Here is a 25,014-nt window from a genome sequence, read left to right as displayed (position 1 = left end):
GTATTCACTCATCCCCGCGTCGTGGGATGACGCCTCCATGCGGTGCGCCCGGAAAACGGGTGCGCCAAGGCTCGTGTGCTCTTCTTCGGTGATCATTCCGTGCCTCCTGTCGACACAGCGACGGGAAAGGACCGCATTGACCGGCTTCAACGACCAGGTGATCGAGGAATTCAGGCGGAACAAGGGAAAACTCGGCGGCATGTTCGAGGGGTGGAAGCTGATCCTGCTCACCACCATCGGCGCCAAGAGTGGCGAGCGGCGGACGAACCCGTTGGGGTGTCTCGAAATTGACGGCAAGACCGTCGTCGTCGCTTCGAATATGGGGGCGCCGAGGCATCCGGGGTGGTATCACAACATCCGGCGGGATCATCGGGTCACGATCGAGACGGGGACCGAGAGCTATGAGGCGATCGCGGCCGTCCCGCCCGCGGCTGAGCGTGAAGCGTTGTTCGCGAAGGTCATCGCCGAGGAACCTGGATTCGCCGAGTACCAGGCGAAAACGACACGCGAGCTGCCCGTCGTGATCTTGCACCGGATCGACGACCGGATGCGGGGGATGGGGGACTTCCTGGTGGAGGTCCATGACTGGCTGAGGGAGGAACTCAAGACGCTGCGCGCTGGGGTCGACGACCTGGTGTCCGGCCGCGCGGCTTCGCTCACCATGGAGAAATCCTTGCGGGCGCACTGTGTTTCGTTTTGCGAGGCGCTGACCAAGCATCACACCGGCGAGGATATGGGCGCGTTTCCGATGCTGGCGCAACGGTTTCCGGCGCTTGCTCCGGCGCTGACGAAGCTCGGGGAGGATCACGTCGTCGTCGCGACGTTGCAGAAGCGGATCCGTGAGCTCGTCGAGGGCTACGTCCACGGCCAGAGTGATCCCGCTCGCCTGCGCGACGACTTCGACGAGCTCGCGGAGAAACTCGAAGCTCACTTCGCTTACGAAGAACGAACCGTCGTGACGGTACTCAACGTGACGGCACCCGGCTGATCGAGGTGGATGCCCTGGGGTTTCGGCCCCAGGGCGTGTATCGTGGCAGGTGGCGGCGCTCTCAGCGTGACGCCGCGAGGCGGCGGAATTCGTCCCCGGCCTCGCCGAAGACCGCGAACCGGCGGTCCCCTTTGAAAGGTTTCACCGTCAAAACTCACAGCACGGACAGTGCACTGTTCAGCCATCCGCTCGATGCCCAGGCCGAGCGATACGACCCGAAGACTCCCCAGGGTGAGCGATACAGCGATCTTTTTCGCGAACCCTCCTACCCCGCACCGGAACCCTCGGCCGACGCCGTTCGTTGAGCGCGGCGGTCCAAGCGCGACGGGCTTGAGGCGGCCTCGGTGATCGCGCCTGTCACCACCGCGACCACGACGCACAGCGCGATGACGACCTCGGCCCACAGGAAGGCCGTGTAGTCCAGCAACGAGCCGATCGGTGGCGAGCCAGGGGCGAGATTGCGGAAACCGGCGAGCGCGAACAGCGTCGCGGCCATGAACCCGAACGACGGCCAGACTAGGCCTTTCCTGTGCGCGATCAGATGCCGCGCGCCGAGGAACACCGCGATGGCCAGTCCCCACATGGTGATCATCATGAACAGCGCGAAGACCAGCACGCTGGCGGAGCGGCTGAACCGGACATCGAGCCCGCCCTGGTCTTCGCCCGCGCGATAATTCGTGACGGAGAAGGAGAACAGACTGTCCACTTTGTCCAGTGTGAACAGTACCGGGGCGGGTTCCCCGTTGTGGACGGCCGCGAACTCGATCCGCGCCTCGTAACCGTCGAACGGGTAGTCGGTGACGGCTCCGCCGGTCAGCGCGATCGGGAGATCGAAACTGGAGATCCGGTGGTGCGCGGGGAAGACGCGGTCATCGCGAAGGCTGGAGGAAGACAGCAGCCGTAGTTCGCCGGTCGACGCGACGCCGTCGTCTTCCCCGAACCGGCCGAGCGGGACGACCAGCACGCGCAGCACGGCCTCGCGCGCGGCGGCGTCCACCTTGAGTACGGACGCGTTGACCTCGATCCGGTCCGGTTCGTGCGAGCCCACCCAGTGCCCGGTGTCGCCCGCGGTCCGGTCCGCGGCGTGCAGCCACAGGCCGAGCCCGGCGGCGATCGCCACGGCCAGCGCGGTGGCGACGATCTTGGACACCGGAGTGATCTTCCGCATGGCCGCCATCGTGGCAGGTCAGCGCCGGTTGGGCTGCCGTTGTCATGCGGAGGAGTGATCAGGGCTTCGTCGGCGGCAGACCGAACTCCGCGAACAGGGCCGGATCGAGGAACGAGGTGATCTCGTGGATCCGGTCGTCCCGCAGCGACAGCACGTTGATCGACCAGGCGTGGTGGACGGCGTCGGCCGATTCGCCGACGTAGCAGGCGACGGTCGGTTGCCCGTTGGCGCTGATGACCTCGTTGCGCCAGCTCGGGCACCGGCCGATCGGGACCTCGACGGCGAAGTCGGAGACGGCCTCGATGCCCCGGTACCAGTGCGTGAGCGGCGGCATGGACCAGGTGACGTCCTCGGTCAGCAGGGCCACGAGCGCGTCGGCGTCGCCGCGGTCCAGGGCGGAGGCGAAGTCCGCGGCGATCTCGCGGACCCGCGCGTCTTCGAGTTTCCGCAGCGTCTGCTGCTGGCTGGGCGACGGCACCTTCTCGGCCACGATCGCCCGTGCGCGCTGCAGCGCGCTGTTCACCGCCGCGACCGAAGTATCCATTGTGGACGCGATTTCGGCCGCGGAGAAGCCGAGGACGTCGAACAGCAGCAGCGCGGCCCGCTGGTTGCCCGGCAGATGCTGCAGCGCGGCGACGAACGCCAGCTCGACGGCCTCGCGCTGCTCGTACCGGGTGGCCGGCCCGGCGGGACCCCGGCCGAGGCTCCCGTCGGGGTACGGGCCGAGCCACGCGACCTCGGTCACCGGGGCGTGTTCGAGCACCGCCCGCTCGCTCGACGGGCCGAGATCCATCGGCAGGGCGCGTTTGCCGCGCGCGGCCGCGGTGTCGAGGCAGGTGCGGGTGGCGACGGTGTAGAGCCAGGTCCGCATCGAGCTCCGGCCCTCGAACCGGTCCAGCCCGCGCCAAGCCCGCAGGAGCGCGTCCTGCAGGGCGTCGTCGGCGTCGTGGGTCGAGCCGAGCATGCGGTAGCAGTGGGCGTGCAACTCGCGGCGCAGCGGCTCCACCAGGCGATTGAACGCCGCGTCGTCCCCGTTACGGGCTTCGGCGACGTCCGGATCCTCGGTGCGCAGGATATCTTCGCTCACAGTCGATGATTGTGCCCTTACTTGGCGCGAAGCGCGGTGAGGGCCGGGGTGAACATCGTCGTCTTGATCGCGGCGAGCGTGCCGCGGTCCTTGCCCGCCAGCGGGCGGACGAGGTCGGCCGCGTACTCCAGCAGCGCGGATTTCTCGGCGACGGCGTCCACGAGCCCCAGATCCCGCGCGTCCGTGCCGCCGAAACGCCGTCCCGTTGTCATCGACGCGATCGCGGCGGCGGGGGTGAGCTTGCTCTGGATGAGCCCGGCCATCCCCGGCGTGAAGGGGATGTTGATGTCGGCTTCGGGGAAACAGAAGAACCCGCGGTCGGCGCGCATCACCCGGAAGTCGTGCGCCATCGCCAGCATCGCCCCGGCGCCGAAGGCGTGCCCGTTGATCGCGGCGACCGTGTGCACGCCGAGGGTGAGCACGCGGGCCAGCAGTTCGTGGACGTCGGCGACGTACTGCGCGGCCTGGGCGGCGTTGCTGGTGAGCCATTCGAGGTCGAGGCCGTTCGAGTAGAACTTCCCGGAGCCGACGGTGACCAGGACGGCCGGATCCGGATAGGCGACGACCGTGTCCAGCTGTGAATGGACGGTCTCCAGCCAGGACGGCGAGAAGCGGTTCTCGTCGTCCCCGAGGTCCAGGAGGAACACCGGGGCGTCGTGGCGAAGGGTCGGCATGGTCAATCCTTTCGTGGGGGTGGGAGCAGGAGTATGGCGTGGACCGCCGCGGCCAGGCGGACGCGGGAGTCTTCGAGGATCGGCTCGCCCGCCGTGAACGCGCGGCGGAACAGGGCCGTCGGCAGGTCGACCACACAGGTCGTGAGTACCTCGACCGCTTGCGCGTCCCGCCGGTCCCAGAGCCGTTCCGCGAGCCTGACCAGCAGCGCGACCAGGCGTTTGTCGAGCGCCAGGAGGTCGCCGGCGAGGTCGTCGGGGACCTGCGGGCCGAGCAGATGCTCCTTCTTGACGGTGATGAGCAGGCGGGCGGCCTCCGGCCTGTGCTCGGCGAACGCGGCAGGCGCGTCCGCCGCTGCCGCGACCGCGGCGGCCGGGTCTGCCGCCTGATCGGCCAGTTCGGTCTGGAGGTCGAGGAAACCGCTCGCCGCGCGGAGCCAGACGCGGGCCAGCAAGGCTCCGACTGAGCCGAAAGCGTGGTAGATCGTGCCGTTGGGGACTCCCGCGGCGGCCGCGAGGGACCGGACGGTGACGCCGGGGGCGCCGCGCTCGACGACGAGGCTTTCGGCCGCGTCGAGCAGCCGCTCCAAGTCGTGCACGCGGGGGCGGGCCATGGCGCGAGAATAACAGAGCACTTGCTCTAAAACTCGCGATCCCGAGTTGTGACGTGCTTCACGCGCGGGGCTGTCACATCGGCCGGGCGGCCGGGGTCAACCCGACGAACCACCGAGACCCCAAGGAGAAACCGAAATGACCACCGCTTACGTCATCGTCACCATCGTCGGAGCGTTCATGGCCGCCTTCTCGGCCGCCTCGATCTTCTTCCGCGCCAAGTGGGTCGTGCAGCCGCTGGCCGACTACGGCGTTCCCCGCACCTGGTGGAACCCGCTCGGCGTCGCCAAGGCGGCGGGCGCGCTCGGCCTGATCGCCGGACTGTGGGTGCCCGCGCTCGGTGTCGCGGCCGGGATCGGCCTGGTGCTCTACTTCGCCGGCGCCGTGATCACCGTGCTCCGGGCGCACTGGGCGTCGCACGTCGCGTTCCCGCTGATGTACATGGCGCCCGTCGCCGCGTCGCTGGTGCTCGGCTTCGCCGCCTGAAAGTCAGACGCTGCGCAGAACCGAGACCACGACACCCAGCACCGCCGCGCGATCCCCGTCTATGACGTCGTAGGCGGGGTTGCGTGGTTCGAGGTACACGTGGCCGTCGCGGCGGCGGTACACCTTGACCGTGGCCTCCTCGTCGATCATCGCGGCGACGATCTGCCCGGAGTGCGCCTCCTGCTGCTGCTTCACCACGACGATGTCGCCGTCGCAGATCGCCGCGTCGATCATCGAGTCACCGCGCACCCGCAGCCCGAAGACGTTGCCCCGCCCGGTGAGTTCACGCGGAAGGGTCATCACGTCGTCGACGTGCTCGACGGCCGAGATCGGCGTTCCCGCCGCGATGTCACCGACGACCGGAACCGGCACGGAGTCCTCTGTGGATTCCCGCGACGTGGTGCCGTGCAGGAAGGCGCGGACGTCGATGGGGCGGGAGATCGAGCTGCTGCGTCGGAGGAAACCCTTTTCCTCCAAGGCGGCCAGATGCTTCGACACCGAGGACGTCGAGCGCAGGCCGACCGCTTCACCGATCTCGCGCGTGCTCGGCGAGTACCCGTGCTCCACCACCCATTCGCGGATGGTCAGCAGAATCTTCTGCTGGCGCTCCGGCAGCGAAGCGGCTTCCTCGAACAAGTCAAGATCGTGGTAGGCGGTCATCAACGGAATGTTAGTTCGTGCAGGCCGCCGCGATCGCCGCGGTATCCCAGTAGAACGGCCGCACCTCGGTGATGCGCCCGTCCTCGACGGTGATCGTCTGCAGGATCGGGAAGTCCAGCTCGCGGCCGGTCGCCCTGGACCGGACGTGCACCTGGGTCAGGACGACCAGCGGGCTGGTCTCGCTCAGGAAGCTCTGCTCCACCATGTCGAAGACGTCCCAGGTGTCGCTCATGGCGGTGAAGAACCGCTCCATGGCTTCGTGGCCGCGCCAGATTCCGCCGTACGGCAGGCCGTCCGCCTGATGCAGCACCACTTCGGGGGAGAAGAACGGGGCGAGCGGGGCGAACGTCGTCTTGCCGGGGCCACCGGCGGCGAAGTAGCTGGCTTCCGCCGCGTACATGCCTTTGAGTACGGACATGGCGTCTGTTGTCGAGGTCACGACGACCACTGTGGTGTGCGGCGCGCGGGCGTGCTGGCGGATTTCCGTCGTGAAGATCGGCCGGATGGCCGCCCCGGCCGGACCGAAAGTCCGATCCCGCGAGCCCTTCGGCGAGGTTGACTCGATGGTATGAACACGAAGATCACCGCCGCCGTCCTCGCCGCCGCGACCGCCACCGTCACCCTGACCGGATGCGGTCTCAAGGAAAGCCTGACCGAAAGGGCGAACGGACACGTCAAGACCGTCGGCTACGCCACCGGCGTGGAAGGCAAGCGTGACAAGGACGCACGGGTGCCCGACTGGGTGCCGGACCGGGCGAGGTCGATCACGGAGGTCATCCGGACGACGGGTTCGGAGCGGATCCTGCGGTTCGCCGGCGGGACACTGCCCGCCGGCTGCGTGCCGGGAGCGGCCGCGACCCAGCCCGCCACGCTCGTCGCCCAGTGGTGGCCGCAGGGGCAGGAGAGCCGGACCGACAAGGTCTGCGGCGAATGGCACGTCCTCGTCCAGGGCGACGACGTGTTCGCGTTCAAGCCGGAGACGCTGGTGAGCACACGGTCCTGAGCTGCCGCAGCAGCGCGAGCGCACTCGCGTCGGAGGAGCCCGCGGGGGCCGTGCACACGATCAGCAGCTGATCCGGTGAACGGGCGATCGACAGGGTCTGCTGGGTCACCGTCACCGTGCCGACGACCGGATGGTGCAGTTCGTAGGCCGCGGCGTCGCAGGGCTGCACACGGTGATCGCCCCAGAGCGAGACGAATTCCGGGCTCTTCATCGTCAGCTCGCCGATCAGCTCCGCGAGCAGCGGGTCTTCGGGATGCCTGCCGACCGAGATCCGCAGATTCCCGACCACGGCGCGGATCTTCCGCTTCCAGTCGACGTACAGCTCCTGGCTGTGCGGGTCCAGGAACAGCATCCGGCTCATGTTCGGCCGCCGTGCCGGGTCGTCCGGGGCGTGGAAGTCCAGATGCCCGCCCAGCAGGGCGTGGCCGAGGGTGTTCCACGCCAGGACGTCCGAGCGGCGACCGAGAATCAGCGCGGGAGCGTCGACGGTGCCCAGGAGGTCCCGCGTCTCGTCGTGGAGCTTCTCGGGCCGGGGACGGCGTGCCCGTGGTGTACGGCGAGCGGTGCCGGCGAGCCTTTCGAGGTGTTCGCGTTCGTGGCCGTCGAGCCGGAGCGCGCGGGCGATGGCGTCGAGCACCTCGGCCGAGGCGCCGCGCGACATGCCCTGCTCCAGCCGCGCGTAGTACGAGACGCTGACCCCCGCGAGCTGGGCCAGTTCCTCGCGCCGCAGCCCGGCCACCCGGCGGCGTGGCCCGAGGTCGCGCAGGCCGACGTCCGCTGGCCGCAACTGTGCTCGTCGAGCCTGAAGGAAGTCGCCGAGCGGGCCAGGTCCGTCCATGATCCCGAGTATCCGTGGCACGGCCCGTGTCAGCCACACCCTCCCAGTGGGAGGACAACGGGGGCGTGGCTCGCGCCCGGCCCGGTGACCAGGCTCGGTGGCATGGACGAGATCACCATCGGAGACGTCACGGTCACCCGCGTCAAGGAGTTCTACGGCTCGCTCGGCATGACCCCGGCCGAGTTCCTGCCGGACAGCCCGGACGGCTCCTGGGACGAACATCGCGGCTGGCTCGCGCCCGACTTCTGGAACCCCGAAACGAACGAATGCCACGCGGCGCTCCAGTCCTGGCTGATCCGCAGCGAAGGGCGCACGATCCTCGTCGACACCGGTGTCGGCAACCACAAGGACCGGCCCTACGCGGCGGTGTGGAACCGCCTCGACACCGCGTACCTCGACAACCTCGCGGCCGCTGGCGTGCGGCCCGAGGACGTCGACGTCGTCGTCAACACCCACCTGCACATCGACCACGTCGGCTGGAACACCCGGCTCGACGGCCGCACCTGGGTGCCGACCTTCCCGAACGCCACGTACCTGATGGCGCGGCCGGACTTCGAGTTCTGGAACCCCGCCGAAGCGCACGATTCCGTGCTGGGGCGCGGAAATCAGAACGTTTTCGAGGACAGTGTCGCGCCGGTCCACGAGGCGGGGCTGACCCATCTGTGGGACGGCACGTACCGGATCGACCGGAACCTGCGGCTCGATCTCGCGCCCGGTCACACTCCCGGCTCGTCCGTGCTCACCCTGGAATCGGGCGGGGAACGGGCGCTGTTCGTGGGCGATCTGGTGCACACCGCGCTGCAGATCGTCGAGCCGGACACCAATTCGCCCTATTGCGAAGACCCGGCCGGATCCAGGGCCACCCGGCACAAGCTGCTCGGGCAGGCCGCCGACGGCGACGCGCTCCTCTTCCCGGCGCACTTCGGCGCCCAGGGTGCGGTGCGGGTCGAGCGCCGGGGATCGAAGTTCGCGATCGCGCGATGGGCGGGCTTCTCCCACCTCTCCTGAGGAGTTTTCGTGTCCGTGCAAGCAGAAACCCCGGCGGGCGCCGTGCGCGGCCGCCGCGACTCCTTCGGCGAGTTCTACCGCGCCATCCCGTACGCGGCCGCTCCGCTCGGTCCCGGACGCTTTCTCCCGCCGGTGCCACACGCGGGCTGGTCCGGCGTCCGTGACGCGACCCGGCCCTCGCCGACGGCTCCCCAGCCTGTCCGCGACTTCGGCGAGCTCGACATGACGCCGTACTTCGGGCCGGGCTGGGTGCGGGGCGAGGAGTACCTGACCGTCGACGTCTGGACGCCCGCCGCGGACGGCGGCAAGCGTCCCGTGCTGGTTTTCGTGCACGGCGGCGGTTTCGTCACCGGCTCGACCCGCGCCGCGCTCTACGACGGAAGGGCGTTCGCCCGCGACGGCGTCGTCCTGGTGACGGTGAACTACCGCCTCGGCGTCCCCGGTTTCCTCGCTCTGGACGGCGCTCCGGCCAACCGGGGGCTGCTCGACGTGCTCGCCGCGCTCGGCTGGGTGCGTGACACGGTCGCGGTGTTCGGAGGCGACCCGGACAACGTCACCGTCTTCGGGCAGTCCGCGGGAGCGACGCTCACCGGCGCGTTGCTGGCGACGCCGGAGGCCGAGGGGCTGTTCCGGCGGGCGATCGTCCAGAGCGGCAGCGGGACCGGCGCCTTCACCCCGGAGCAGGCGGGACGGGTCACCGCCGCGGCGGCTTCGGCGCTGGGAGCCGCACCCACCGCGGAAGCGTTCGGGGAGATCCCGGACGAGCGATTCCTGGAGATCCTGCCCGCGCTGGCCGGTCTCGACCTGCGCACCGAGACCGCGCCGGATCCCTTGGCCGGGCTGAGCCCGTTCAGCCTGGTGCTGCCGGTCCAGCCCGCCGACGGTCTCCTCGGCGGCGACGTCGGGCTGCTCATCGGCACCAACACCGAGGAAGGAAACCTTTACGGCGTGGCGGATCCCGTCGCGCTCGGGGACACGCTGTTCGGGGCGGGGACGGCACGGCTGGCGCGGGCACACGCGCGGATCTCGGGCGGCCGCACCCACGTCTACTCGTTCGGCCATCGCTCGACGGCGCTGGGCGGACGGCTCGGCGCCGCCCACACCGTCGAGCTGCCGTTCGTCTTCGACGTCGCAGGCGAGCCGTGGCTGCACGGGGAGAACGGCCTGCTCGGTCCTGATCCCGCCCCGGAAGGCCTCGCGGCCAGGATGCACGGCGCGTGGGTCTCGTTCGCCAGGACCGGTGACCCCGGCTGGGCGCCGGACACCGTCGGGTTCTTCGGCTGACAGGACGTGCCAGGCCGGTGCCAGCGCCGTGTGCGTGGCCTGACAGCGGACCTCGACAGTCTCTGGAATGTCATTCCAGTCGCGAACCGAGGGAGTCACCATGAACACCACTGTCACCATCGTCGGCGCCGGTCTCGGCGGCCTCACGCTGGCCCGCGTCCTGCACATTCACGGCATCCCGTCCGAGGTCTACGAAGCCGAGGCATCACCCACCGCGCGCTTGCAGGGCGGGATGCTCGACATCCACGACTACAACGGCCAGCTCGCCCTCGAGGCCGCGGAACTCATGGACGAGTTCCGCGGCATCGTCCTGGAGGGGCGCCAGGCGCTGCGCGCCCTCGACATCGACGGGACCGTCCTGTTCGAGCGGGCCGACGACGGCACCGGCGGCCGTCCCGAGGCGCAGCGCGGGGACCTGCGGCGGATGCTGCTCGACTCGCTCCCCGAAGGCACCGTCCGCTGGGGTCACAAGGTCACCGGCGCCCGGACGCTGGACGACGGCCGCCACGAGGTCGCGTTCGAGAACGGCACCACCGTCGTCGCCGATCTCCTGGTCGGGGCCGACGGCGCGTGGTCACGGATCCGGCCGCTGCTCACCGGCGCCGTCCCCGAATACAGCGGGACGTCGATCGTCGAGACCTATCTGTACGACTCCGACACCCGGCACGCGGACGTGGCGAAAACGGTCGGCGGCGGTTCGATGTTCGGGAACGGGATCACGCCGGGCCTTGCCATCAACGCCCACCGGGAAACCGGCGACACCCTGCACGCCTACGTGGAACTCAAGAAGCCGCTGGACTGGTTCGACGCCGTCGACTTCACTGACGCCGAAGTGGCCAAGGCGCGGGTCGCGGCGGAGTTCGACGGCTGGGCGCCCGAACTCACCGCGCTGATCACCGAAAGCGACATCGCGCCGATCCACCGCCCCGCCTACGCCCTGCCGTCCGGGCTGCGGTGGGAGCGCGTCCCCGGCGTGACCCTGCTCGGCGACGCCGCCCATCTCGCCTTGGCGAATGGGGAAGGCGCCAACCTGGCCATGCTCGACGGCGCCGAGCTCGGCAAGGCCCTCGCCGCGAGCCCCGGCGACGTCGAGACGGCGCTCGCCGAGTACGAGCTGGCGATGTTCGTCCGCTGCGAAACGCCCATCGAGGAGGACTTCCTGCTCGAAAGCATCTTCGGCGACGAGGTCCCTCAGCAGCTGCTCAACATTTTCGAGAGCCAGCAGCGCGAGTCCTGACGTCAGGCCCAGCCTGCCTTTTCGTAGAACGGGGTGATCCACGCCCGGAACCGCTCCCCGTGGATCTCCCCGGCGGCGGCCACGACGGCGTCCGGATCGTCGGCCGGTTCCAGGCCACGCTGCCGAAGCCATTCGACGAACAGTTCGTGCGAGCCGCTGTGGCCGTCGTCGTCCTCCCGGAAGTAGTACGCCGAGTCGTGGTCGACGGTGATCTCGGTGTCGAACCCCAGCAGCCGCAGGAACTCCCGGAAGTCGCGGGCGATGACGTGTTCGCCGCCTTCGTCGCCGAAGACCACGACAGGCAGCAGAGCCAGGTCCGTCTCGTCGGAGCTGCGCCAGATCGCGTACGTCGAGCCGCTCCCGTTCGCCTGGGCGAAGGGGACCAGCCGCGACAGGAAGTCCGGGTCGTCCAGTTCCTGGGGAAAGTAGCGTCCCTTGTCGTCGTAGCCGTACAGCTCGAAGCCGTCGGCCAGGAATTCGCGGGTCGAGTCGTAGAGGTCCTTCAGCTCGTTCAGGACGGGGATCGGTGAATACACGCGGTCACTATAGGCACCGAATTTCGGTGGCGGGGCACGCTTCCCGATTCCCCGGCAGGCCGACTTCCGTGGCAGGAATATGTCGATAGGTGTCTTTCCTGACACTTGGCCGGAGCCGGACTCCGGGGAACAGTGGGCCCCATGGAGGGATTCCTTGAAACCGGCGTGTCGAGGAGCGCGGTACAGGTCGACGGCGAGAGCTGCAGCTACCTGACCGCCGGCCGGGACGGCCCCGCCGTGGTGCTGCTGCACGGGACGTACTGGAGCCGGGTGTGGCTTCCGGTGCTGGGCCACCTCGCGGAGGCGGGACTTCGGCCCTATGCCGTCGATTTTCCGGGGATGGGGCGGTCAGGGGGTGAGCTCACCCTGGAGACGGCGACTGTCCCGGCCCTGGCCGGTTGGGTGACGCGCTTCGTGTCCGCGGTGAAGATCTCCGGGCCGGTCGCGGTGGCGGGGCATGACATCGGAGGCGCCGTCGCCCAGCATCTCCTGGCGCACGATCGGATGGCGATTTCCCGGATGGCCCTGGTCAACTCGGTGCTCTACGACTCATGGCCGTCACCCCACGTCGCCCGGCTTCTGGACACGGCGGCCGTCGCCGAAGACTTCCTCGCGGCCCGCAGGGAGGCCGTGACGACCGATCTGGCAGGCGCCGCCACCGAGCAGCGGATCGCCGGCTATCTGGATCCGTGGACCGATCCGCGGGCCCGCCGCTCCTGGCTGGCCATGGCGGGCGCGGCGGAGAGCCGCCACACCCTCGATCTCGTCCCCGCGCTGCGGCGGTCCACCACGCCCAAGTTGCTGATCTGGGGCGAGGACGACCGCTTCGAGAAGGTGGAGTACGCCGAGAAGTTCGCCTCGGAGATCCCGCGAACCCGGCTCCTGCGCATCCCCGGAGCGGCGCACATCCCCACCGAGAACGCCCCCGGCCGGATCGCCCGCGCTCTCGTCGACTTCTTCGCGGACGGCAGCGGTCAGGTCGTCGGACGGCCCGCTCCGGCGTAATCGTCGCCTTGCTTCCGGTAGGTGTGCACCTGCACCGCCTGCCCGGTCTGCGGGGCGTCGATCATCTGCTGGTTCCCGATGTACAGCCCGACATGGTGGATCTTCGTGTTCGGCTCGCCGTAGAAGATCAGGTCGCCCAGCTGGGGATCGGTCACCTTGCTCACGCTGTGGTACTGCGTGTGGGCGGTGCGCATGAGCCTGACGCCCGCGCTGGCGTACGCGGCCGTCGTCAGGCCGGAGCAGTCGAAACCGGGGTCACCGCCGCCGGTGCCGTTGCCGCCCCAGACGTACGGCAGCCCGATCTTGTCGATGGCGAAGTTGACCGCGCTCAGCGCCGCCGCGTTCGGCGGCTGCGGGCTCTGGCCGACCGTGCCGTAGACGTTCACCGTCGCGAGGGTGCGGTGCATCAGCAGCGGCGCGGGCTGCAGGGTGCTGACCGCGCTCCACCAGGTCTGGCCCTGGCCGAGGTCGCGCCCGCCCGCGCACAGGGCGCGGCCGGCGGTCAGCGTGGCGTCGTCGATGTTCTGCGGATTCGGTTTCGCGCCGCTCGCCGAGGACTGGAACTGGCTCCACACCGCGGGGGTCAGCTGCAGCGGACCACTGGCGTTCGCGGACGAGACGACCTTGTTGTAGAAGTCGCGGACCTCGACGGCGCCGAGCGGGACGGTCATCACGCCGTCGGCGTTCACACTCGAACCGGTGGCGCGGCCGTGATCGGAGGCGATCTTCCCGAGCGCGGCCAGCGTCACCCAGGACAGGCGGCAGCCCGGCGTCTCCTTGCTCAGCGCCACGGTGGTCTTCGCGTAGCCGGTCATCGCGCGCAGCGGGATGTCCAGCCAGCCGCTGGTCTTCGACACCCAGGCGTCGAATTCCGGTCCCATCTGCTGCGGGACCTTCGGCTGTTCCTTCGGGATCTCCGCGGGTGCGGACGAAGGCGGCGGCGCGGGTTGCGTCGACGACTGGACGGCGGCGGCCTCCGACTTCGGCTCCTCCTTCGGAGCGAAGGTGATGGCGGCGACCAATGCGGCGCCCGCGACGACCACGGCGGCGATGATCACCGGAAGTCTGCGGCGGCGGGAGGTTTCCTGTTCCATCATCGGCCCCCGGTGAGCGAGCCCAGCACGAACTCACGGAAGGCTTCGACGTCGGTGGTCAGCGCGACGTCGATGACGCGGCCCGGCACGGCCTGCGGATCGGTGCTTCGTAGCCTTCGCCGGTCTACGAGTGTCGCGCCGCGCGCGGGGCCGAAGCCGCACTCGACGTCCACGGGGTACGACTCGGTGTCGAGGATGCCCGGCCGGATCGCCTCGGCCACGGCGACCGCGTCGTGCATGACCATCCCTGGGAAACCGAGGATCGGGGTGTAGTGCTTGACGTAGGTCGTGGTCAGCGCTTCGAGCGCCGCGCCGAGCGGGCCGGACGCGGCGAGTTTGCCGAGCCAGGCCGTGTCGACCGAGCATTGGTGCGTGATGTCCAGCGGCACCAGCACGGTCGGGATGTCCTCGTCGGCCAGCACCCGGCGCGCCGCCTCGGGATCGCTCCAGATGTTGAACTCGGCGGCCGTGGTGGAGTTCCCCTTGGTCACCCCGCCGCCCATGATGACGATCCGGCCGATCTTCTCGCGGATGCCCGGATGCGCCGCCAGCAGCAGCGCGATATTCGTGAGCGGGCCGATCGGGGCGATGGTCACCGGCTCGTCCGAGGCCTCCAGCAGATCCACCAGCAGGCGGACGGCGTCGCGTTCGTCGAGCGGGCGCTTCGCCTCCGGCAGCGTGCCGGAGTGGCCGGACAGGCCGTCCTCGCCGTGGACGAACCCGGCGGGCTTGGCGTTGTCGTAGACCAGCGGCCGCGAGGCGCCGGCGGCGACGGGAACGTCTTCGCGGCCGAAGAGCTGCAGCAGGCGCCGCGCGTTGGCGGTGGTGTGGCTCAGCGGTACGTTGCCGAACACCGTGGTCACACCGAGGAGGTCGACGTCCTCGGCTTGCGTGGCCAGTGCCAGCGCGAAGGCGTCGTCGACCCCTGGGTCGGTGTCGATGATCAGCTTGGTGCCCATGCGCGTGCTCCCCTTTGCGGTCGACGGCCTGATCACAGGTTACGGTCACCGGTATGACGTCCATGTGGGGTGCGCCCGCGCTGTCGCGGCTCCGCGCCTGGGGCCAGGCCCGTCGTGATCCGCGTCAGGCTAAGTTCCTGACCAAGGATTCGCTGCGCTGGGTGCTGCGGAACCGCGCGTACACGCCTTGGTACCTGGTCCGGTACTGGCGGCTGCTGAAGTTCCGCGTCGCGCACCCGCACATCATCCTGCGGGGGATGGTGTTCCTCGGCAAGGACGTCGAGATCCACTGCCGCCCCGGCTACGGGCGCCTGGAGATCGGCCGCTGGGTGCACATCGGCGACGGCAACGCGATCCGCTGCCACGAGGGTTCGCTGCGCATCGGCGACAAGGCGGTGTTCGGCCGTCAGAACGTCCTCAACGGCTACCTCGACATCGAACTCGGCGCGGCCACGCTCGTCGCGGACTGGGTGTACATCTGCGACTTCGACCACGTCACCACCGACATCACCGTCCCGATCAAGGATCAGGGCATCGTGAAGTCGCCGGTGCGGATCGGGCCGGACACCTGGATCGGCACCAAGGTCTCCGTGCTCAAGGGCACCAGGGTCGGCCGCGGCTGTGTCCTCGGCGCGCACGCCGTGGTGCGCGGCGACATCCCGGACTACTCGATCGCCGTCGGTTCGCCGGCGCGCGTCGTCCGGAACCGGCAGGACGACTACGCCGCCGACGCCGCCCGCCGCGAGGCTGTCGCGGACATGGCGCGCAAGGCGAACAAGGCGCTTCAGAAGACCCTGGGCGTGGACTCGTAACTCGCGTGATCAGAGGCGGAACTCGCGTGCTTGGAGACCGAACTCGCGAGTTCCGCCTTCAAGCACGCGAGTGCGGTTCTGATCACGCGAGTCACGTCCTCGCGCTGCCGCCGACTAGGCGCGGAGCTGCTCGCGGACCTCCATCAGCGCGAAGCCCAGGAGGTTCTGCCCGCGCCAGTAGTCGGGGCGGGTGGCGTTCTTGTCCTCGCGGGCGAGGCCGCTGCCCCAGACCAGGTCCATTTTCGACGCCTCGACGATCACCTTGTCGCCCGTGCTCAGCAGGAACTCCCGCTCCTCGGGGTGCTGGCGGAACTTCTCCAGGTTGCCGTCGATGACGATGTCGAAGCGGTGCCGCTCCCACAGTTCGGCGTCGAACGCCGAGACCTCGCGGCCGAGGATCTTGGCGGTCTTGGGGTCCGGCGCCTGACGAATGGCGTCCGCGGCCTCGTGATCGCCGAACAGTTCCGCCTTGCTCGCCATCATGTAGTGCTCGGCCGTCGGGTACCGCTCGCCGCCCGCGACGAACGGCGCGAGCCACCACTGGCTCAGACAGGCCGCGTTGACCCGTCCGCTCTTGAGTGGGGTGTGGCCGTAGAAGAGCTGGTACTCGGGCTCCGCGCCACTGTGGACCAGCTCGCGCAACGCATCGAGACTCCGGACTCCGTCGACCTTGCTCACCATGGCGCCCAGTTGACCACAGACCACCGACAACTCGCGAACCACCCACTGGACCACTCTCGGCCGTGGGCCGGGGCGGTCAGTACATTCAGCATTCGTGCAAGGGATCGAAACCGTGAGCGCCCGAACGGTCGAAGAGGCCGCCAAGCGATTGGCCGGGGTGGTGACCCGCACGCCGCTCGAACCGAACGAGCGGCTCTCGGCGCGGGTCGACGCCAGGGTCTGGCTCAAACGCGAAGACCTCCAGACCGTGCGCTCGTACAAGATCCGCGGCGCCTACAACTTCATCGTCCAGCTCGACCCGGAGCACCGGGAACGCGGCGTCGTCTGCGCCAGCGCGGGCAACCACGCGCAGGGTGTCGCGTACGCGTGCCGCCGCCTCGGCGCGGACGGCCGCGTCTACGTTCCCGGCACGACTCCCCGGCAGAAGCGCGAGCGGATCGCGACGCTGGGCGGGTCGCATATCGAGGTCATCGTCGTCGGAGAGACCTACGAAGACGCCTTCACCGCCGCGAAGCAGGACGCGGAACGCACCGGCGCGACGCTGGTCCCCGCCTTCGACGCGCCGGAGACGGTCGCCGGACAGGGCACGGTCGCGATGGAGGTCGTGGCGCAGCTCGGGTTCGTCCCGGACGTCATGGTGGTGCCGGTCGGCGGCGGTGGCCTGCTCGCCGGGATCGCCGCTTGGGCCGCGGAACGGGCGCCGGAGATGCGGATCGTCGGCGTCGAACCGGCGGGCGCGACCTGTATGGCGGCCGCGCTGGCTGCCGGTGAGCCGGTGCGGCTCGAAACCGTGGACACGTTCGTGGACGGCGCGGCGGTCGCGCTGGCCGGAGCGGTGACGTATCCGCTGGTCCGCGACGGCGGCGTCGAACTCACCGACGTCGCCGAGGGCGCGATCTGCACGGAAATGCTCGCGATGTACCAGTCCGACGGCGTGATCGCCGAACCCGCGGGCGCGCTCGCGACCGCCGCGCTGGGCACGACGGTGAAGATCGACCCCGGCCAGATCGTGGTGTGCGTCGTGTCCGGCGGCAACAACGACGTCAGCCGCTACGGCGAAGTGCTCGAACGGTCACTGATCCACGAAGGGTTGAGGCACTACTTCCTGGTGGGGTTCCCGCAGGAGCCCGGCGCGCTGCGGCGGTTCCTCGACGAGGTCCTCGGGCCGGACGACGACATCACGCGGTTCGAGTACGTGAAGCGCAACAGCCGGGAGACCGGCCCGGCGCTGATCGGCATCGAACTCGCGCGGCCCGGCGACCTGGAAGGCTTGCTGCACCGGCTGGAGGTGAGCCCGTTGCAGGTGGAACGGGTGGAGCCGGGCAGCCCGCTCTTCCACTTCTTGGTCTGACCCACGCGGCTAGCGGAAAGCGGCGAGGTGGTTTCGGGCCCAGGCCGCGAACGGCCGCGGCTCCCGTCCGGTGAGGTCCTGGACGGCACCCGTGACCACGGAGTCGTCGAACTCGCCCTCGGCGAAGAAGCGGAAGAAGGCGTCGACGTACTTCTCCGGCATCTCCGTGCTCATCGTCACCCGCGCTTCGGCGTCCGGCAGCGGTTCCAGCCGTAGTTTCCGCTCCAGCAGTTCACTCAGCACACGAAGCCGGTCGGCGGGCCGCAGTGAACCCGGACCCGTGATGGCGTACGCCCGGCCTTCGTGTCCCGGCGTGGTCAGGGATTCCGCGGCGACGGCGGCGATGTCGTACGGATCGATCGTCGCCACCGGCACGTTCGCGAACGGCTCGCGGACGACGTCCCCCGCCCGGAGCTGCGGGACCCACTGCAGCGTGTTGGACATGAACCCGCTCGGCCGCAGGAAGGTCCAGGCCAGCTTCGATTCGCGCACCGCCGCCTCGGCCGCCATGTGCATCCCGGCGACGGCGTTGTCCGGGTGCCCGCCCACGACCGAACGCGACGAGAGCAGCGTGACCTGCTCGACGCCCGAGTCCCGCATCACCGTGAGCGCGCCGGGCATGTCCTCGTAGCCGCCGAGCAGGAAGACCGCGCGGACACCCTCCAGCGCGGGTTTCAGGCTCGTCGGTTCGTTGAGATCGCCCATCACCCCTTCGACGCCGCCGGGCAACGGCCGCGGCGTGCGGACCAGCGCTCTGACGGGATGTCCGCCGCGCGTCAGGATTCCGGTCAGTTCCGAGCCGACGTTCCCGCCTGCCCCGGTCACCAAGATCATGCAGTTCTCCCCAGTGTGGTGGCCGCCGTCACACCGCGGCCGTCGTCGGCAACCCTGCCAGGGAGATCAAGACGGCTCAAGGCGCCTTCGGCACCGCCGGGTACGGGACGAAGGTGCTCGTGTTCTCGTCCACGGTCAGCTGCTTGCCGATCGTCGGGAACGCGCGCTGCGAGCAAGCCGGGCGTTCGCAGACTTTGCAGCCCATGCCGATCGGGGTGGCCGCGGCGCGGTCGTCGAGGTCGAGCCCGGTCGAATAGATCAGCCGTTTCGCGTGCCGCAGTTCGCAGCCGAGGCCGACGGTGAACGTCTTGCCGGGACTGCCGTAGCCGCCGATGTTGCGCGAGACGGTCCGCGCGATCCAGAAGTAGCTCTTGCCGTCGGGCAGGGTCGCGATCTGGGTGAGGATCTTGCCGGGCTGGGTGAACGCCTCGTAGATGTTCCACAGCGGGCACGCGCCGCCGACGCGGGAGAAGTGGAAACCGGCCGCGGACTGGCGTTTCGACATGTTCCCCGCCCGGTCGACGCGCACGAACGAGAACGGCACGCCGCGGTTCTTCGGCCGCTGCAACGTCGAGAGCCGGTGGCAGACCGTCTCGAAGCCGACGCCGAAGTGGTCGCACAGCCGCTCGATGTCGTAGCGGAAGCGTTCCGCGCTGGCCAGGAACGGTCCATAAGGGAGGATCAGCGCGCCCGCGAAGTAGTTCGCGAGCCCGACGCGCGCCAGCGAACGCGCGGCGGGACCGGAGAACGCCCAGGAGTCGGCGAGTTCGGTGATCAGGTCGTCGTATTCGAGCAGGGCGATCTGCGAGGCCATCCGGAACGCCTGCTGCCCGACGCGCAGGCTCGGCGCGAGGCGCAGCACGCGCGGGCCCGGTTCGTACCGGTGCTGCTGGCCGTTGGCCTCGTCGATGCCTTCGCTGGTGACGTCGACGCCGTAGCGCTGGATCAGTGTTTCCTTCAGCGACGCGAGCACCTGACCGCGCTGCAGCGGGATGTCGTGCGCCATCCGTTCGGCGCGTTCGTCCAGCTCGGCGACGTAGTTCTCCCGTTCGTAGAAGAAGTCGCGGACCTCCTCGTGCGGGAGGGCGGTGGCGGCGCTGCCGTGCAGGCCGAGGCCGTTCTCCATGGTCAGCGCGGCCGTGTTCTCGACGGCGTTGCGGTAGCTGCGATGCAGTTTGACCAGGGCCTGGGCGATCGTCGGGAGGTTCGTGGCGAGGTCGTTGAGCTCGCTGTTCGTGACGTCCACGCCGAGCACCTCGTCGAGCAGCGCTTCCTTCACGTCGGCCACCAGGCGGGCGGTGTCGTTGTTCGCGAAGAACTCGGTGTCCACTCCGAACGCCTGCGTGATGCGAAGGAGCACGGGGACGGTCAGCGGGCGCGAGTTGTGCTCGATCTGATTGAGGTAACTGGGTGAGATCTCCAGCACACGGGCGAGATCCGCCTGGCTCATCGACCGGCTTTCGCGCAGATGCCGCAGCTTCGCTCCGGCGAAGGTTTTGTCCACTGAGGCCTCTCTGTCCGCAAGGTTTCCGGGCCTGAACGATTCAGTGAACGGTCAAGCCCGTGGATTTTCGCTCCGCTTGCGAACGCAAGATTCGCAACCTTTGCAAGATGCTACGGAAGCTTCGCAGAAATTGGCAAATTGGAGACCTGGATCGGATTTCCCCTGTCATGTCAGGGTCGAGTCAGGAAAGGCGATCACTCGCAAACTTCGCAACACCGGGAGAATCCGATGACTCAGCACGCGCAGCAGCTGGAGCAGGCGGCCGCCGAACTGGCCAAGCAGTGGGAGACCGACCCCCGCTGGGCGGGCGTGAAGCGTTCGTACTCCGCGGCTGACGTGGTCAAGCTGCGCGGCAGTGTGGTCGAAGAGCACACGCTCGCCCGCCGCGGTGCCGAGAAGCTGTGGGACCTCCTGCACACCGAGGACTACGTCCATTCGCTGGGCGCGCTGACCGGTAACCAGGCCGTGCAGCAGGTCCGCGCCGGCCTGAAGGCCATCTACCTGTCCGGCTGGCAGGTCGCCGCCGACGCCAACCTCTCCGGTCAGACCTACCCGGACCAGAGCCTCTACCCGGCCAACTCGGTGCCGGCCGTCGTCCGCCGCATCAACAACGCGCTGGGCCGCGCCGACCAGATCAACTGGGCCGAGGGCAACACCGACACCGACTGGTTCGCCCCGATCGTCGCCGACGCCGAGGCGGGCTTCGGTGGCCCGCTCAACGCCTTCGAGCTGATGAAGGGCATGATCGCCGCCGGTGCCGCGGGTGTGCACTGGGAGGACCAGCTCGCTTCCGAGAAGAAGTGCGGTCACCTCGGCGGCAAGGTGCTGATCCCGACCAAGCAGCACGAGCGCACGCTGAACGCCGCCCGCCTCGCCGCGGACGTGCTGAACGTGCCGTCGCTGATCGTCGCCCGCACCGACGCCCAGGCCGCCACGCTGATCACCAGCGACGTCGACGAGCGTGACCGCAAGTACGTCACCGGCGAGCGCACCGCCGAGGGCTTCTACAACGTCACCAACGGCATCGACCCCTGCATCGACCGCGGTCTGGCCTACGCCGAGTACGCCGACCTGCTGTGGATGGAGACCTCCAAGCCGGACCTCGAGGTCGCCCGCCAGTTCGCCGAGGCGATCAAGGCGAAGTACCCGGACCAGATGCTGGCCTACAACTGCTCGCCGTCGTTCAACTGGAAGAAGCACCTGGACGACGCGACCATCGCGAAGTTCCAGCGCGAACTCGGCCACATGGGCTACAAGTTCCAGTTCATCACGCTGGCCGGTTTCCACGCCCTGAACTACTCGATGTTCGACCTGGCGCACGGTTACGCCCGCGAAGGCATGACCGCCTACGTCGACCTGCAGGAGCGCGAGTTCGCTTCGGAGGACCGCGGCTACACCGCCACGAAGCACCAGCGCGAGGTCGGCACCGGCTGGTTCGACAACGTCGCGACCGCGCTGAACCCGGAGAGCTCGACCACCGCGCTCAAGGGTTCCACCGAGGCCGAGCAGTTCTGATCCCTCGCAAGTAGGTGCCAGGTGGCGGTCTCCGACCCCCAGGGAGACCGCCACCGCCCTTCCCCTTCTATCTCTCGCGAAGCCCAGCGGAGGCACACCATGGTTGAGAAGCTGAACTACCGGATCGACGTCTGCGGACCTGCCGGTGACCGGTTCGACGAGATCCTCACCCCGGCCGCGCTGGACTTCGTGGCCAAGCTCGACAACGCGTTCGCCGGTCGCCGCCGCGAGCTGCTCGACGCCCGCCGTCTGCGCCGCGAAGAGCTGCAGTCCGGCGAGAAGCCGCTGGACTTCCTGCCCGAGACGCGCTCCGTCCGCGACGACAGCAGCTGGTCGGTCGCCCCGGCCGCGCCCGGTCTCGAAGACCGCCGCGTCGAGATCACCGGCCCGACCGACCGCAAGATGACGGTCAACGCGCTCAACTCCGGCGCGAAGGTCTGGCTCGCCGACTTCGAGGACGCGACCTCGCCGACCTGGCACAACGTGATCGACGGCCAGCTCAACCTGTTCGACGCGATCCGCCGCAACATCGACTTCACCACCGAAGCGGGCAAGCGCTACACAATCGGCGACGAGCCCGCGACGATCGTCGCCCGTGCGCGCGGCTGGCACCTGGTGGAGAAGCACATCCGCATCGACGGCCGCCCGGTTTCGGCGAGCCTGGTCGACTTCGGCCTCTACTTCTTCCACAACGCGCGCCAGCTGCTGGCCCGCGGCAGCGGCCCGTACTTCTACCTGCCGAAGCTCGAGAACCACCTCGAAGCGCGGCTGTGGAACGATGTCTTCCTTCTGGCGCAACGGGAACTCGGCATCCCGCGCGGCACGATCCGGGCGACCGTGCTGATCGAGACGATCACCGCCGCGTTCGAGATGGAGGAGATCCTCTACGAACTGCGCGAGCACATCGCCGGGCTGAACGCCGGCCGCTGGGACTACATCTTCAGCGTCATCAAGAACTTCTCCTCGCACGGCGCGGACTTCGTGCTCCCGGACCGCGCGCAGGTGACGATGACCGTCCCGTTCATGCGGGCCTACACCGAACTGCTGGTGCGCACCTGCCACAAGCGCGGGGCGCACGCGATCGGCGGCATGGCCGCGTTCATCCCGAGCAAGGACCCGGAGATCAACGCGACTGCGCTCGAAAAGGTCCGCCAGGACAAGGAACGCGAGGCGAACGACGGTTTCGACGGCTCCTGGGTCGCGCACCCCGGCCTCGTCCCGGTCTGCCGCGAAGTGTTCGACGGCGTGCTCGGCGGCTGGCCCAACCAGCTCGGCAAGCTCCGTGAGGACGTCGTCGTCACCGCCGAGGACCTGCTCGACGTCGCCAGCGCCGGCGGCGAGGTCACCGAAGCCGGTGTCCGCGCCAACATCAACGTCGCGCTGCGCTACATCGACGCCTGGCTGCGCGGGACCGGCGCCGCGGCGATCCACAACCTGATGGAGGACGCCGCCACCGCCGAGATCGCGCGCTGCCAGATCTGGCAGTGGATCCGCAACGGCACCAAGCTCGAAGACGGCACCGCGCTCACCCGTGAGCTCACCGTGTCCTATTTGGACGAAGAGCTGGCGTCGGTGCGGGCCGAACTGGGCGAGGGCAACCGGCTCGGCGACGCCTACGAGATCTTCACCGAGACCGCGCTGGGCGAGAAGCTGCCGAGCTTCCTGACGACCGGTGCGTACGCGCGGTACCTGACCACGCACTGAAAGGCTCCGGCCGCCCCTACCTGACGCGGGGCGGCCGGGTTCCACACCGGTTTGGGACGGTGTGGCCCAACGGGTCCGATGGCGGAGGCTCCCCGCCATCGGACCCGCTTCACGCGCGCGCTCTTCCGGTAGCGCTGTCGGGCGTGCGTTCCGTGGTCCGTGAAGGCCTCCTTGAGGGACTCAGAGTCCCTCAAGGAGGCCTTCACGGACCTGGTGCGAGCCGTCACGGATCGCGAATAGGTAGCAGTACTCAGTGAAACCCCTGTTGTTTCCTCGGCGGGGCGCGCGGATGCTCGGCGCCGGGTGGGAATTCCGCCCGTTTCCCCGAGGAGTCACCATGAAGAAGCAGTTGAGAAGCGTCTTGGCCGCAGCCTTCGCAGTCCTCGCCGTCGTCCTCGCCGCGCCGGCCGTGTCCGCCTCGGCGACGGTCGCGGCCCAGCCGGACTGCGTCCGCCCCTGCCACTTCTGATCTTCGCTACCCAGAGCAGCCCGTGGGTCGCGCCCCTCGCGACCCGCGACGCTCGTGGAGGGGGGATCCGGTTCCCCCGACGTACCGGGTTCCCCCTCCGCCCCCGGTCCTCTGGATGCGGTTTACGGCTCGAAAGCGTTGCCTGTCGCGATCTTCGGGCGCCCCAGTTCCACCGGCTCCCCGACACGGGCACGCCGGTAGACCGCGACCGTCGCTTCGGCGATGCGGCCCCAGTCGAAGTCCGCGGCCAGGCGCGACTGCGCTGTCAGCGCCCGGCGGGCCGCGGCGACCTCGTCGTCCAGCACCGCCTCGACGGCGTCCCCGAGGGCGTCGACGTCGCCGGGGCTGAACGCCAGACCGGTCTCGCCGTCGACGACGACCTCGCCGAGCCCGCCGGCCGTGGACGCCACGAGCGGCGCCTTCGCGGCGGCGGCTTCCAGCGCGACGATCCCGAACGGTTCGTACCGGCTGGGCAGCACGACGGCGTCGGCCGCGGCCAGCACGGCGCGCAGTTCGCGGTCGGACAGGTGCCCGACGAAGTCCACCGCCCGGCGGACGCGCAGTTTGCGCGCCTGGTCGACCAGTTCCTCCAGATGCCTGCCCTTGCCGGCGACGACCAGCCGGGTCCCCGGTTTGGCGCGGCGGATCCGGGGGAGCGCGGCGAGCAGGTCCTGCACGCCCTTCTCCCATTCCAGCCGCCCGAAGTACAGCAGCAGCGGGGCCCCGGAAGGGCTGTAGACCTCGCGCGCGTGCGCGACCTCTTCCTCGGGCACCTGCCAGGTGCGTTCCTCGATGCCGTTGTGGATGACGGTGACCGCGTCGCCCTCGACCTCGAACAGATGCGCCACTTCGCGCCGCATCGCCTGCGAGCAGGTGATCAGCGCGTCCGAGCGGTTCGCGAGCCACCATTCGACCGAGTGCACCTGCTGGTTCAGCGGATGCGAGAGCCAGCCCGAGTGCCGCCCGGCCTCGGTGGCGTGGATCGTGCCGACCAGCGGGACCCGCGCGGCCTCCGCGATCGCGATCGCGGGATGGGTGACCAGCCAGTCGTGCGCGTGGACGACGTCCGGCTGCCAGGTGCGCAGCAGGTCGGTCGCGGCGCGGACCATCGCGTGCCCCATGGCCAGCGTCCACGCGACGAGGTCCCGTTCGAAGGTCACGTGCATCGGATCCTCGGCGACGCGGATGATCCGCACGCCCTCGACCACGCGATCGGTCCTCGGATGGGTCTCGGCGTCGGTGCCCGCCGTGTGACGGCACAGGACGACCACGTCGTGCCCTTGCCGGGCGAGGTGCCTGGCCAGGGCGTGGACGTGCCGTGCGAGTCCGCCGACGACCACGGGTGGGTACTCCCACGACAACATCAGCACGCGCATGGGTGGAGGTTACTCGTGAGTCAGCCGTCACCGGGACGGGGAGATCGCCCGCCGGTGGAAGCCGGGCGAGGGCGACAGGGGTGACGGTTGTGCTCAAGGTCACAGGCGGGGCGCGGGTGGAGGCGACCGAGA

26 protein-coding genes are annotated in these 25,014 nt (G+C 69.3%); 12 read left to right on the top strand and 14 right to left on the bottom strand.

Annotated features, from left to right (window positions below; translation table 11 throughout):
- Positions 1–136: 136 nt before the first annotated feature.
- Complete coding sequence (locus tag AMYAL_RS0108815) at positions 137–988, top strand: nitroreductase/quinone reductase family protein (protein WP_020630940.1); 852 nt, start codon at positions 137–139, stop codon at positions 986–988.
- Between the two features lie 265 nt (positions 989–1,253).
- Here AMYAL_RS0108815 and AMYAL_RS0108805 read toward each other — a convergent pair whose 3' ends face one another.
- The 4 genes from AMYAL_RS0108805 to AMYAL_RS0108790 are packed head-to-tail and all read right to left on the bottom strand — an operon-like array spanning position 1,254 to position 4,528.
- Positions 1,254–2,156, bottom strand: coding sequence for a DUF4436 family protein (locus tag AMYAL_RS0108805; protein ID WP_245192841.1), 903 nt, complete (start codon positions 2,154–2,156; stop codon positions 1,254–1,256).
- Positions 2,157–2,214: 58 nt separating this feature from the next.
- Positions 2,215–3,243 (bottom strand): sigma-70 family RNA polymerase sigma factor, encoded by a 1,029-nt coding sequence (locus AMYAL_RS0108800; RefSeq protein WP_020630937.1) that lies wholly within the window; start codon positions 3,241–3,243, stop codon positions 2,215–2,217.
- Between the two features lie 17 nt (positions 3,244–3,260).
- Positions 3,261–3,917: an enoyl-CoA hydratase-related protein gene (locus tag AMYAL_RS0108795; protein ID WP_020630936.1), complete on the bottom strand. Its 657-nt coding sequence runs from the start codon at positions 3,915–3,917 to the stop codon at positions 3,261–3,263.
- Positions 3,918–3,919: 2 nt separating this feature from the next.
- Positions 3,920–4,528 (bottom strand): TetR/AcrR family transcriptional regulator, encoded by a 609-nt coding sequence (locus AMYAL_RS0108790; protein ID WP_020630935.1) that lies wholly within the window; start codon positions 4,526–4,528, stop codon positions 3,920–3,922.
- Positions 4,529–4,664: 136 nt separating this feature from the next.
- On the opposite strand from AMYAL_RS0108790, the gene AMYAL_RS0108785 reads away from it, so the two are divergent.
- Entirely contained in the window at positions 4,665–5,012 is a 348-nt protein-coding gene (locus AMYAL_RS0108785; RefSeq protein ID WP_020630934.1) for a DoxX family protein, read from the top strand.
- A 3-nt stretch (positions 5,013–5,015) separates the two neighbouring features.
- On the opposite strand, the gene lexA is transcribed toward AMYAL_RS0108785, so the two are convergent.
- Positions 5,016–5,672: a transcriptional repressor LexA gene (lexA, locus tag AMYAL_RS0108780; protein ID WP_020630933.1), complete on the bottom strand. Its 657-nt coding sequence runs from the start codon at positions 5,670–5,672 to the stop codon at positions 5,016–5,018.
- Between the two features lie 10 nt (positions 5,673–5,682).
- A complete protein-coding gene (locus AMYAL_RS0108775; RefSeq protein WP_245192840.1) occupies positions 5,683–6,111 on the bottom strand; it encodes a nuclear transport factor 2 family protein in 429 nt (142 codons plus the stop codon).
- A gap of 129 nt (positions 6,112–6,240) precedes the next feature.
- On the opposite strand from AMYAL_RS0108775, the gene AMYAL_RS0108770 reads away from it, so the two are divergent.
- Entirely contained in the window at positions 6,241–6,675 is a 435-nt protein-coding gene (locus tag AMYAL_RS0108770; protein WP_020630931.1) for a hypothetical protein, read from the top strand.
- Here the strand turns inward: AMYAL_RS0108770 and AMYAL_RS45770 are convergent.
- Positions 6,641–7,513 (bottom strand): helix-turn-helix domain-containing protein, encoded by an 873-nt coding sequence (locus tag AMYAL_RS45770; RefSeq protein WP_039793893.1) that lies wholly within the window; start codon positions 7,511–7,513, stop codon positions 6,641–6,643. The two genes, AMYAL_RS0108770 and AMYAL_RS45770, sit on opposite strands and share 35 nt — an antisense overlap.
- A 102-nt stretch (positions 7,514–7,615) precedes the next feature.
- Here AMYAL_RS45770 and AMYAL_RS0108760 point away from each other — a divergent pair, with 102 nt between their 5' ends.
- The 3 genes from AMYAL_RS0108760 (at position 7,616) to AMYAL_RS0108750 (ending at position 11,042) form a co-directional block, all read left to right on the top strand.
- The gene (locus AMYAL_RS0108760) at positions 7,616–8,521 is read left to right on the top strand and encodes an MBL fold metallo-hydrolase (protein ID WP_026466874.1); all 906 of its coding nucleotides are present in this window, start codon (positions 7,616–7,618) and stop codon (positions 8,519–8,521) included.
- A 9-nt stretch (positions 8,522–8,530) separates the two neighbouring features.
- A complete protein-coding gene (locus AMYAL_RS0108755; protein ID WP_020630928.1) occupies positions 8,531–9,805 on the top strand; it encodes a carboxylesterase/lipase family protein in 1,275 nt (424 codons plus the stop codon).
- Between the two features lie 100 nt (positions 9,806–9,905).
- Positions 9,906–11,042 carry an FAD-dependent oxidoreductase gene (locus AMYAL_RS0108750; RefSeq protein ID WP_020630927.1) on the top strand — a complete coding sequence of 379 codons (1,137 nt, stop codon included), beginning with the start codon at positions 9,906–9,908 and terminating at the stop codon, positions 11,040–11,042.
- 2 nt (positions 11,043–11,044) lie between these two features.
- On the opposite strand, the gene AMYAL_RS0108745 is transcribed toward AMYAL_RS0108750, so the two are convergent.
- Positions 11,045–11,578, bottom strand: coding sequence for a hypothetical protein (locus AMYAL_RS0108745; RefSeq protein ID WP_020630926.1), 534 nt, complete (start codon positions 11,576–11,578; stop codon positions 11,045–11,047).
- A gap of 141 nt (positions 11,579–11,719) precedes the next feature.
- Here AMYAL_RS0108745 and AMYAL_RS0108740 point away from each other — a divergent pair, with 141 nt between their 5' ends.
- Positions 11,720–12,583, top strand: a complete 864-nt coding sequence (locus AMYAL_RS0108740) for an alpha/beta fold hydrolase (RefSeq protein ID WP_020630925.1) — start codon at positions 11,720–11,722, stop codon at positions 12,581–12,583.
- Here AMYAL_RS0108740 and AMYAL_RS0108735 read toward each other — a convergent pair.
- Together AMYAL_RS0108735 and AMYAL_RS0108730 are read right to left on the bottom strand one after the other, a co-directional pair.
- Positions 12,553–13,677: a C40 family peptidase gene (locus AMYAL_RS0108735; RefSeq protein ID WP_020630924.1), complete on the bottom strand. Its 1,125-nt coding sequence runs from the start codon at positions 13,675–13,677 to the stop codon at positions 12,553–12,555. The genes AMYAL_RS0108740 and AMYAL_RS0108735 overlap by 31 nt on opposite strands.
- Positions 13,677–14,636 (bottom strand): nucleoside hydrolase, encoded by a 960-nt coding sequence (locus AMYAL_RS0108730; protein ID WP_020630923.1) that lies wholly within the window; start codon positions 14,634–14,636, stop codon positions 13,677–13,679. The genes AMYAL_RS0108735 and AMYAL_RS0108730 overlap by 1 nt, the downstream gene beginning before the upstream one ends.
- 53 nt (positions 14,637–14,689) lie before the next feature.
- Between AMYAL_RS0108730 and AMYAL_RS0108725 the strand changes: the two genes are divergently transcribed.
- The gene (locus AMYAL_RS0108725; RefSeq protein WP_020630922.1) at positions 14,690–15,448 is read left to right on the top strand and encodes an acyltransferase; all 759 of its coding nucleotides are present in this window, start codon (positions 14,690–14,692) and stop codon (positions 15,446–15,448) included.
- Between the two features lie 114 nt (positions 15,449–15,562).
- Here the strand turns inward: AMYAL_RS0108725 and AMYAL_RS0108720 are convergent, their stop codons facing one another.
- Entirely contained in the window at positions 15,563–16,129 is a 567-nt protein-coding gene (locus AMYAL_RS0108720; protein ID WP_020630921.1) for a riboflavin biosynthesis intermediates N-glycosidase, read from the bottom strand.
- 94 nt (positions 16,130–16,223) lie between these two features.
- On the opposite strand from AMYAL_RS0108720, the gene ilvA reads away from it, so the two are divergent.
- On the top strand, positions 16,224–17,480 hold the full coding sequence (ilvA, locus tag AMYAL_RS0108715; RefSeq protein ID WP_020630920.1) for a threonine ammonia-lyase IlvA: 1,257 nt from the start codon (positions 16,224–16,226) through the stop codon (positions 17,478–17,480).
- A gap of 9 nt (positions 17,481–17,489) precedes the next feature.
- Here the strand turns inward: ilvA and AMYAL_RS0108710 are convergent, their stop codons facing one another.
- Complete coding sequence (locus AMYAL_RS0108710) at positions 17,490–18,314, bottom strand: NAD(P)H-binding protein (protein WP_020630919.1); 825 nt, start codon at positions 18,312–18,314, stop codon at positions 17,490–17,492.
- 76 nt (positions 18,315–18,390) lie between these two features.
- Complete coding sequence (locus AMYAL_RS0108705) at positions 18,391–19,818, bottom strand: short-chain fatty acyl-CoA regulator family protein (protein WP_020630918.1); 1,428 nt, start codon at positions 19,816–19,818, stop codon at positions 18,391–18,393.
- A gap of 228 nt (positions 19,819–20,046) precedes the next feature.
- Between AMYAL_RS0108705 and aceA the strand changes: the two genes are divergently transcribed.
- From aceA to AMYAL_RS50790, 3 genes are all read left to right on the top strand, one after another.
- Entirely contained in the window at positions 20,047–21,333 is a 1,287-nt protein-coding gene (gene aceA, locus AMYAL_RS0108700) for an isocitrate lyase (protein WP_020630917.1), read from the top strand.
- 99 nt (positions 21,334–21,432) lie between these two features.
- The gene (gene aceB / locus AMYAL_RS0108695) at positions 21,433–23,037 is read left to right on the top strand and encodes a malate synthase A (RefSeq protein ID WP_020630916.1); all 1,605 of its coding nucleotides are present in this window, start codon (positions 21,433–21,435) and stop codon (positions 23,035–23,037) included.
- A 337-nt stretch (positions 23,038–23,374) separates the two neighbouring features.
- Positions 23,375–23,506 (top strand): hypothetical protein, encoded by a 132-nt coding sequence (locus tag AMYAL_RS50790; protein ID WP_020630915.1) that lies wholly within the window; start codon positions 23,375–23,377, stop codon positions 23,504–23,506.
- Between the two features lie 122 nt (positions 23,507–23,628).
- Here AMYAL_RS50790 and AMYAL_RS0108685 read toward each other — a convergent pair whose 3' ends face one another.
- Positions 23,629–24,882 carry a glycosyltransferase family 4 protein gene (locus AMYAL_RS0108685; protein ID WP_020630914.1) on the bottom strand — a complete coding sequence of 418 codons (1,254 nt, stop codon included), beginning with the start codon at positions 24,880–24,882 and terminating at the stop codon, positions 23,629–23,631.
- Positions 24,883–25,014 lie beyond the last annotated feature (132 nt).

The sequence above is a fragment of the Amycolatopsis alba DSM 44262 genome, assembly GCF_000384215.1.
Lineage (GTDB): Bacteria > Actinomycetota > Actinomycetes > Mycobacteriales > Pseudonocardiaceae > Amycolatopsis > Amycolatopsis alba.
This window is presented reverse-complemented; position numbering and strand designations above follow the sequence as displayed.